The organism is Fischerella thermalis PCC 7521, from assembly GCF_000317225.1.
Lineage (GTDB): Bacteria > Cyanobacteriota > Cyanobacteriia > Cyanobacteriales > Nostocaceae > Fischerella > Fischerella thermalis.
Window position 1 is genome coordinate 1 of sequence record NZ_AJLL01000006.1, and the last position, 9,638, is coordinate 9,638.

General features: G+C 41.9%; 7 protein-coding genes and 2 pseudogenes. 6 read left to right on the forward strand and 3 right to left on the reverse strand.

Going from position 1 to position 9,638, the window contains the following annotated elements:
- Positions 1-167: 167 nt before the first annotated feature.
- Positions 168-3,542, reverse strand: coding sequence for a maltose alpha-D-glucosyltransferase (gene treS / locus UYK_RS0101325; RefSeq protein ID WP_016870765.1), 3,375 nt, complete (start codon positions 3,540-3,542; stop codon positions 168-170).
- 111 nt (positions 3,543-3,653) lie between these two features.
- On the opposite strand from treS, the gene malQ reads away from it, so the two are divergent.
- The 6 genes and pseudogenes from malQ to UYK_RS27735 all read left to right on the forward strand — a co-directional run.
- Complete coding sequence (gene malQ, locus UYK_RS0101330) at positions 3,654-5,174, forward strand: 4-alpha-glucanotransferase (RefSeq protein ID WP_009455291.1); 1,521 nt, start codon at positions 3,654-3,656, stop codon at positions 5,172-5,174.
- Between the two features lie 300 nt (positions 5,175-5,474).
- The gene (locus UYK_RS0101335) at positions 5,475-6,143 is read left to right on the forward strand and encodes a class I SAM-dependent methyltransferase (protein ID WP_009455292.1); all 669 of its coding nucleotides are present in this window, start codon (positions 5,475-5,477) and stop codon (positions 6,141-6,143) included.
- Positions 6,144-6,238: 95 nt separating this feature from the next.
- Positions 6,239-6,712, forward strand: a complete 474-nt coding sequence (locus tag UYK_RS0101340; protein ID WP_016870766.1) for a hypothetical protein — start codon at positions 6,239-6,241, stop codon at positions 6,710-6,712.
- A gap of 35 nt (positions 6,713-6,747) precedes the next feature.
- A pseudogene (locus tag UYK_RS0101345) lies at positions 6,748-7,125 on the forward strand (IS701 family transposase); the annotation flags it as partial.
- Positions 7,126-7,578: 453 nt separating this feature from the next.
- Positions 7,579-8,457: an oxygen-dependent tRNA uridine(34) hydroxylase TrhO gene (gene trhO, locus UYK_RS0101350; protein ID WP_016870767.1), complete on the forward strand. Its 879-nt coding sequence runs from the start codon at positions 7,579-7,581 to the stop codon at positions 8,455-8,457.
- A 300-nt stretch (positions 8,458-8,757) separates the two neighbouring features.
- Positions 8,758-8,808: pseudogene (locus UYK_RS27735) on the forward strand (hypothetical protein); the annotation flags it as partial.
- Positions 8,809-8,821: 13 nt separating this feature from the next.
- Here the strand turns inward: UYK_RS27735 and UYK_RS27070 are convergent.
- Together UYK_RS27070 and UYK_RS23935 are read right to left on the reverse strand one after the other, a co-directional pair.
- The gene (locus UYK_RS27070; protein WP_180965170.1) at positions 8,822-9,094 is read right to left on the reverse strand and encodes a reverse transcriptase N-terminal domain-containing protein; all 273 of its coding nucleotides are present in this window, start codon (positions 9,092-9,094) and stop codon (positions 8,822-8,824) included.
- A gap of 235 nt (positions 9,095-9,329) precedes the next feature.
- Positions 9,330-9,638 (reverse strand): hypothetical protein (locus UYK_RS23935; protein ID WP_040468973.1); only part of this gene is annotated, 309 nt, incomplete at its 5' end.

A 9,638-nucleotide genomic window follows, 5' to 3' on the forward strand; every position in this document is an offset into this window, starting at 1 on the left:
TAACCAATAAGGGGAAGCTGTGAAACTTTTTTCATCGGGACTGCGTTTCAAAAATTTACCCAAAATTTTACTCAGTTAATAGTTAGTAGTTGGTTGTTGACCACTAACTACTAACCATTAATCACTAATAGCGAAAACGAGAAATACCTTGATCTACACCAACCTCATTACTTCGAGTTTTGCAACAAATCCAAAATTCGCTGTAAAGGAATTTCGATCCAATCCGGTCGGTTTCTGAGTTCGTAGTCTAACTCCAGAATAACTTTCTCCAACAAAAAAGCATCAAGAAGGACTTGTAACTCTCTGGGATGCTTGGGTATGAAAGCTGCGTGCTCTGATTTGATCAGATAGGATTTTAAAAAGGCGACGCTAGACCAGCAGAAGAAGAACTGCTGCCAATGTTCTGCTAATGGTAACTCATCAGGACGCAGGATACCGCTTTCTTCTTCGTTACGCAGAGCAACACGGCTGGCATAGTAAAAAGATCCTATCATTGAAGCAACATCCCGTAGGGGCGATCGCTTCATTCGACGTTCACTCAAGGGGCGTTCTGAGTTACCCTCAAAATCAATGATGATAAAATCTTTACCTGTGTACAAAACTTCCTTTAAGGAATAGTTGCCATGACACCGAATCCGCATGGCAGTAATTTTGTGGTTTAAGATTTCCTGAAAGCGTCCCAAAATCAACTCGCGTTGGTTGATCACCAATTTTGCTAAAGGTTGGACATCATTAGGCAATTGCTGCAAATGTTTATTTAATAGCAGTATTGTTTGCCCTGCCTGATTCCGCATATATTGGTAGATTGAGCGCTGGTAGAAAGAAGAAAATAACTCTGGTGCAAAGTCTACATTTTCCGAGTCTGATGCTAGTGCTATGTGTAATTCCGCAGTCCGTTGTCCTAGCAATTCAGCTGCCAAGAGGTAATTACCCATGAATTCTTGAGCCATTTCCGGGACTGGAATATATAGCGCCGCTTGCAACAAAGAGGGGGGTAGCTCAATATCAGTTATGTCTGCGTATTTTGGCAGAACTAGTTCAAAAAAGTCACGCAAGCTGTCTAAGGTATAAGACCAAGCATCGCGAATCTCAGGGATATATTTTCGCAAAATCCCCACTGTCATTGGTGCAGAACCTTTACAGTGATACTCTAATGCACCAGCAACAGGGGCTAGGTGGTCTAGTTGGGGTATACCTTTTTTAACTGAAGTGGCGGTAAGAAAGCGACCAATTTCGAGATCGGGGTTAATACCCGCCTCGACTTTGCGGAAGATTTTACAAATCAGGCGATCGCCATAGATAATGCCCGTGTTAGTATGTTCGCCTTTGAGTAAATGGGGTTCCAAGGAAACATTGCTGCTTTGGTCACTAAACTGAGTCAGAATTTCCGAAAAATGTTCTGTGGATGTTGCCACCAATTTACCCTGCATACCTTCGTAGGTATGATGATGAGCGATCGCATTCAGGGGGATATTCAAAAAGTCTTTTTGTCCTAAAGCATCAAATAAGACTCCGGTTTCTTGTTTACCCTGGACATATATCTGGGCAACTATTTGTTCAATGTGAGTGCTGAAGCGTTCGCTACCAACGCCATCTGTTTCGTAAGCCAGGGTGAGAACATAAGTTTGAGGGTCGCCTTCTGTGTAGTCTACCCGTAGTAAAATAATATACGCTTGAGTATTTTCATAACTTACAGGAATTGCTTCCGTAATGTGGGTAGCTTGGATGATGCGTGTTTTGCCATCGAACCAAGCACAACTACACAGATAATCTGGCAGTATACTTTCAAGTGCCGTTCTTGCCTCACCTTTGACAAAAACATTCTGCCATCTACCACTGACTATAAGTTTAGGTATTTGGTTGGGATTGCGGATGGGACAAGTAAAGCTGGGTTGCATTTGCAGGGTAAACCAATAGAATGCATGGGGTCCCAAGCTAAGGAAGTAAGGAGATTCACTGATTACTGGAAAAGCATTGCGACCAAAAATTTCTACTGGAACCATGCCATTAAATGCAGACAGATCCAATTCCACAGTCTGCACAAACCGCGAGAGATTAGCTACAACGAGAATGTGTTCATCGTTGTAGTTGCGAGTAAAGGCCAGGACTTTGCGGTTTTCTGGATACAAAAATTCAAACGTACCCCGACCAAAAGCTTTATACCGTCCTCTGGTGGCAATTAGTCGTTTAGTCCACCACCACAGAGAATTGGGGTTTGCCCGTTGTGCTTCTACATTAACTGCTTCGTAGTGGTACTCTGGGTCTACAATCAAAGGGGCATAAAGCCTTTGGGGATTAGCACTACTAAAACCCCCGTTTCTGTCAGGACTCCACTGCATCGGCGTGCGTACACCATTGCGATCGCCCAAATAAATATTGTCTCCCATACCAATCTCATCGCCGTAATACAATACGGGTGTTCCTGGTAAAGACATTAACAAAGCATTCATCAACTCAATCCGGCGGCGGTTATTACCCATCAATGGTGCGAGACGGCGACGAATACCCAAGTTAATCCGGGCTTGGGGGTCTTGGGCGTAAACTTTGTACATGTAATCCCGGTCTTCATCACTGACCATTTCCAAAGTCAGTTCGTCGTGGTTACGTAAAAATAGCGCCCACTGGCAGTTATCGGGAATTGGTGGCGTCTGCTGTAAAATGTCAATAATCGGGAAGCTATCTTCCATATGCAACGCCATATACAAACGTGGCATGAGGGGAAAGTGAAAATCCATGTGGCACTCATCCCCTTGTCCGTAATACTCTACCGCATCCTCAGGCCACTGATTTGCTTCTGCTAGTAACATCCGGTTAGGGAACTTTTCGTCTACATGTCGCCGCAATTTCTTTAAAAACTCGTGGGTTTCTGGTAAATTCTCACAGTTAGTTCCCTCACGTTCATAAAGATAAGGCACTGCGTCTAAACGCAGTCCATCGACCCCCATTTCTAACCAGAAATCAACCACATTAAACAGCGCTTGCTGTAACTCTGGGTGTTCAAAGTTTAAATCTGGTTGGTGAGAATAAAAGCGATGCCAATAATAGGCTTTTGCTACCGGATCCCATGTCCAGTTAGAGGTTTCAAAATCCTTGAAGATGATCCGCGTGTCCTGGTACTTTTCAGGAGTGTCACTCCAAACGTAAAAATTTCTCTCAGCACTGCCCGCAGGCGATCGCCTTGCCCGTTGAAACCAAGGGTGTTGATCGGAGGTGTGATTGATGATTAACTCTATAATGACGCGAATTCCGCGCTCATGGGCAGCTGTTAAAAAAGCCTTAAAGTCTTCTAGATTACCGTAGATGGGGTTGACACTAGTGTAATCTGAAATGTCGTAGCCATCGTCGCGCAGTGGCGAGGGGAAAAAGGGCAGCACCCAAACTGCTGTGACTCCCAAATCTTGCAGATAATCTAACTTCTGCGTTAACCCACAAAAATCGCCAATGCCGTCGCCATCACTGTCGGCAAAAGCACGTACAGGCACTTCATAGATTACAGCATCTTTAAACCAAAGCGGATCGTCCTTCAAAATCGGATTTTGCATAATTTATACAACCTATTGGCAATAAGTTATTGTACAAGGGAGATTCGCAGCCTGGTTGAATTTTTTAGACCTTTTTGTATTACCTGATACCGAAAAACTGAGGATTTTGTGATGAGCTTTCAAAGAGCAAGCGGAATTTTGTTACATCCTACTTCTCTACCCAGTCGATTTGGCATTGGTGATTTAGGTCATTCGGCTTACGAGTTTGTGGATTTCTTGCAGAGAAGTGGCCAAAGACTGTGGCAGATATTGCCTTTGGGACCCACTGGCTATGAGCATTCGCCCTATACAATGAATTTTAGTGCTTTTGCTGGAAATCCACTGCTGATTAGTCTAGAGCAGTTGGTACAGGAGAATTTACTATCCCAAGAGGAATTGACGCTGCCACCGGAAAGTGCAGCAGATAACCCCAATCGAGTTAATTTCGATGTGGTAATTCCTCACAAAATGAGTATTCTCCGTCTTGCTTATGAACGCTTTCGGCATTCCTTAAGCGAGAAATCAAACCCTGAATATGAACAATTTTGTCAGATGCAATCGGCTTGGCTCGACGATTACGTCTTGTTCATGGCACTACTAGAAGCAAACGATGGCAAACCTTGGAGCCAATGGGAAAGTGCGATCGCTCGCCGCGAACCTAGTGCCTTGCAAGCCGCAGCCCAAGATTTTAATGACAGTATACTATACCATAAATTTCTACAATTTAAATTTTTTCAGCAGTGGTCACACCTGCGTGCCTACGCCAACGGCAAAAACATTCAAATAGTCGGGGATATCTCGATTTACGTTTGTCACAACAGTTCTGATGTGTGGGCAAATCCTGATATTTTTCAACTAGACTCTCAAACCTTAGAACCTGCTTATATTGCAGGTGTGCCACCAGATTACTTTAGCGCAACTGGGCAATTGTGGGGTAATCCTGTATACGATTGGGAGAAATTGCAACGCACCAACTTTGCCTGGTGGATCGAACGTTTCCGAGCCACATTACAATACGTAGATATTGTCAGGATTGATCACTTCCGGGGTTTTGAAGCTTACTGGCGCGTACCCGCTGGGGAAGAAACAGCGATCAATGGCGAATGGGTAAAAGCACCAGGAGTCAAATTTTTTGAAACTTTGGGAACAACCTTAGGTAGTTTACCCGTAATGGCAGAAGACTTAGGTATTATTACACCAGAAGTAGAAGAATTGCGCGATCACTTTGATTTTCCGGGAATGCGGATCTTGCAATTTGCTTTTGGTGGTGGTTCAGAGAATGCTTACCTACCCCACCATTACATTAAAAATAGTGTCGTCTATCCAGGAACCCACGATAACGAAACTACAATAGGTTGGTGGCAACAGGGAGCTAAACCCGAAGAAAAGCAAATGGTTGCAAAATATCTGGGTTACGATTCGCCAGAAGAAATATTGGAAATCAACTGGGAATTCATTCGCCTAGCATTAGCATCTGTGGCTGATTTAGCAATTCTTCCCTTACAAGATATTCTGGGTTTAGATAACAGCGCCAGGATGAACGATCCGAGTGTGAACGCAGGTAACTGGCGTTGGCGCTACACCAGTTCAGATTTACTTACATCAGAATTAAGTCAAAGATTGTTAGAGATGACGCAACTCTACAGTCGGTAAATGCGGGGCGGGCAAAAAGCCCGTCTTTTTTGTCACTAATGATTTTAATTTCTACTAGTCAATGTTATGGCATATCAAGTTGTCGAATTACTGACTATGAGGCTAATCCCGATGATGTCCTGACATGGGAAGTTAAAAAATGTTTGTAGTCGCGTCAGTCACGCGACTACAAAATATGTGTAGCTTTGATTCAGAGATTTGGTAGCTTCCCCTCTGTCTTCCTTATGGGTATAGGCAAAATCAACTTATGCACTTTTGCGATAAAAACAGAAAAGAAGATACAAAAAGCGATCGCACTTTATGAACAATAAAGCTCTGGGACTAGACAAAACTCTTTATGACTACTTACTTTCAGTATCTTTGCGAGAGCCAGAAATTTTAACTCAGCTGCGTCAAGAAACAGCACAGCACTCTATGGCTACAATGCAAATCGCACCTGATCAAGGACAGTTTTTAGCATTGCTAGTTAAATTAATAGCAGCAAAAAAGACTTTAGATATAGGTGTATTTACTGGATATAGTTCTTTAGTAGTTGCATTGGCATTACCAGCAGACGGTAAGGTAATAGCTTGTGATATAGATGAAGAATACACAGCGATCGCTCGTCGTTACTGGCAAAAAGCAGGTGTAGCGGATAAAATCAATTTGCACCTTGCCCCAGCCTTGGAAACTTTAGAAAAACTCATCGCAGTAGGAGAAGCAGAAACCTTTGATTTTGCTTTTATTGATGCTGACAAAAGCAACTATGACAACTACTACGAACTAGCTTTGCAACTCGTGCGTCCGGGCGGACTGATTGCGATCGATAATGTCCTATGGTCAGGTCGAGTTGCAGATCCTCAAGTACAGGATAATCGAACTAATAAAATTCGGGCATTTAATCAAAAACTGTATCAAGATCAAAGAGTGACGCTTAGCATGTTAGCGATCGCTGATGGGTTGACCTTAGCAATGAAAATTAGGAATTGAAATATTACAACACAATCTTTTGATTTGCGGAATCGGATAGCGATCGCTTGTATCCTATCACATCTGGAAGGTTAAGATTATCCTAAAATTATCCTATGATTCACCACATTTCGATTTCCGCGATTAATCCCCTAGGTGTTGCACAAGCCTTAGCAAAAGTAATGAAAGGACAAATAGCACCTTTTCCTCCTCACCCAGGTAGCTACTTTGTCTTTCCTGGCGATGAACATGGTACAGCAATCGAAGTTTATCCTTTAGGATCTGAAATAGCACCTGGTGCAGCAGCAAATGAACAGTGCATGTTTGTCCATAATGCTAATTCTTCTATGTTCACAGCTACCCATGCAGCAATTTCTGTACCTGTCAGCCAAGCAGAAATTGAACAAGTTGGTGTGAGTGAAGGTTGGCGTGTGGTACGCTGTAGTCGCGAGTCTTTCTTTGATGTGATTGAGTTCTGGCTAGAAAACAGATTAATGATAGAACTGTTAACTCCAGAAATGGCGTCTCAATACCTAGCATTCACCAAGACAGAGAAACTGCAAGAAGTTCTCGCCACCGCAGCTAATTAATCAAGTAGGAAGACAAAGTTCGTAGTAACAGCTTTATAGACTATTTGATTACCAATGTTTCTACCTCAACTGTTTCGCCAAAATGGATAGTTGATACCTACTCTCAAAGAAATTGGGTAGAAGTTTTTTATAGAGAAGCTAAGGGGTGGTTGGGATTAAAAGAATACCAAGTTCGAGATAAAAGAAGTTTAATGCGGCATTTTATCTTGGTATTCTCTGCCTACACTTTTATTCTTTGGCATCAACTCACAGGGGGTTTAAGATGTAGGTGGGCGAATAAATCTTTAAACTCCTTTACTGAAGCTTTAGAAGCATTTAGAACAGCTATGTCTTATCGATTTTTCCACTGGTTGACCCATAATCGCGACGTATTTGCTGCTTATAAAGCTAGTTTAGGCTACATTTGGGCTTAATTTCTGTTTAAGTCCCACTAGTGAGGGAATTGGCAAAGGAGCTACATTTACAGTCCAACTGCCAATCTACAAAATAAAATAGAAAACCTGAAAATTACTGTCTGATGAACACATCACAAGATGCACGCCAATACGCTCCAGCTACCTAGCGTAATCGTGAACCAATTCTGGAAATACTTATGCAAGTTTGGATCTTAGATAGAAGTTTCTAAAGTGATAAAAAGTTATATTTTAGAAACGAACACCGATGTACACCGATAAACACCGATGGTTACAGATAGATCATCTGTTATGCGTTTTTGTTCAAGCGAATATGAAATGATATTAAGTCCGGCTACTTATTTACGATATAAACCTTGGGCATTGGGCATGGGAAAATCATCAGTATCTTAATTACCCATTACCCATTACTTATTACCCACCCTAATGGATAGTATAACTGTTCAAGCAGATATGACATTAGTTGTTGCTACATTTTATAAGTTTGTTAAACTCCCAGATTACGTTGAGATACAACAACCTTTGTTGTCTTATTGCCAAGCACAAGGTATCAAAGGAACTATTTTGCTGGCCGAAGAAGGTATAAATGGTACTATTGCAGGTTCCCGTGAGGCTATTGATTCACTGTTGTCTTTTTTGCGTTCTGACTCCCGCTTGGCGGATTTAGAACATAAAGAGTCTACGGCTGAGAAACCACCATTTCAGCGTATTAAGGTACGCCTGAAAAAAGAAATTGTCACTATGGGACTGGCTGATATTGACCCTAATGAAAAAGTGGGTACTTATGTTAGTCCCCAAGATTGGAATAAAGTAATTTCCGATCCAGAAGTAGTGGTAATTGATACTCGCAATGATTATGAATTTAGTATTGGCACTTTTAAAGGAGCGCTAAATCCGGCTACAGAATCATTTCGGCAATTTCCAGAATATGTAAGTAATCATCTTGATCCTAGCCAACATAAGAAGGTAGCACTATTTTGTACTGGTGGAATTCGCTGTGAAAAAGCTTCTTCTTTTATGTTGGCACAAGGTTTTCAAGAGGTTTATCACCTCAAAGGCGGGATTCTCAAGTATTTAGAGGAAGTTCCAGCTGAGGAAAGTCTTTGGGAAGGAGAGTGTTTTGTTTTTGATGAACGGGTCGCTGTGAGTCATGGTTTGGAACCCGGTTCTTATGAAATGTGTGTCGGTTGTGGACATCCGATTTCGGATACTGATAAAACTTCTCCCAAATATGAGGAAGGAATTTGTTGTCCCCATTGTTTTGATAGTCTCACTCCAGAAAAGAGAGAACGTCTGGAGGAGAAAAAACGACAGATGTCAAGGAGGATATAGTTATACCGTTTCACCATAAGTCTTATACATTAAGCGAGCAGGAAAACAAGGGAGAAAATTTGTATCAATAACTTTGTGAAATGGTATTAGCTAAGGAGTGTAGTTTTGACAAAAAAATTGAAAATCGCTCCTCGTAATGTTTTGAAGAGCTAAGAGGGTGTTTGAAAAGTCGGGTAGTTTGTAAAAAAGCTCTCTCAGTATAGGCTGTAAATAGTTTAGTAAACAGCACCGAGAGAGCAGCATGAGTAAAGCTTATCCCAGCAACCTGACACAAACACAATACGAGAATTAATAAAAGACTTGATTCCACCGCCCAAACTAGGGGGACGTAATCGTGAAGTCGATATGTGGCAAGTCTTAAACGCTATTTTCTATATCTTGGTTGAAGGGGTAAGATGGCGATCGCTACTACACCCGCCGTGTTTTTTCCATTGTTATCTTGGGTTACTCGTCTGACCGCTATACATTTTGCTGACCAGGAGTTCATCAATGTCTTTTGGAGTCGGCGAATTGCTTTAACATCTCCACGACTACTGGCTTGGTATATTCTCTTTTGCAACTTGTAAGTACGACGTTCCAAGCTCTGTTGTAGGTAGGTGATGCTCTCAAAGGGCGATCGCAATTGAGTAATCCACAAAGATCGTTGATGCCGTATTTTGATGCGAGTGCGTGAATTAATTTATTGGAAGCAGTAGTCTGTGATAATAAAATGAGTCTCAAATCCTGCGGGATATAGAATGGAATATCTTTGCTTTCAACAGCAAAATGTGATTTGATGAACTTTCCTAATGCTTTATATTCAGAGCTAGTTTTTTTTTGACTGCTAGAATTTGTTGGACTGACATAAACTGTTACACGCGAAGATAAAAAGCCTAATTGCCAAAGTACGGTTGCAGAACGTACTTAAATCCTTTAAGTAAGGAATCTTTTTCAGTTTCAGCTTTCTTCTGGGCAAGGTTAGGTGCCCATGTTGCATCAATAAAACGAACTAAAGTCGGCTGATTACCACGAATTGTCCGGGCGATCGCCTGCCAAGTAAGCACCATCAAACTCCAAATCAGTCCTTCGCGTACTTCTTTAGACAGTCCCTTGTGGGAATATTGCAAGATGGTGTCAAGACTTTTGAGAAAAATGCCATAGCCTTCGCTACGCCAAGAGTCACAAACATCAATAAAGTTTCC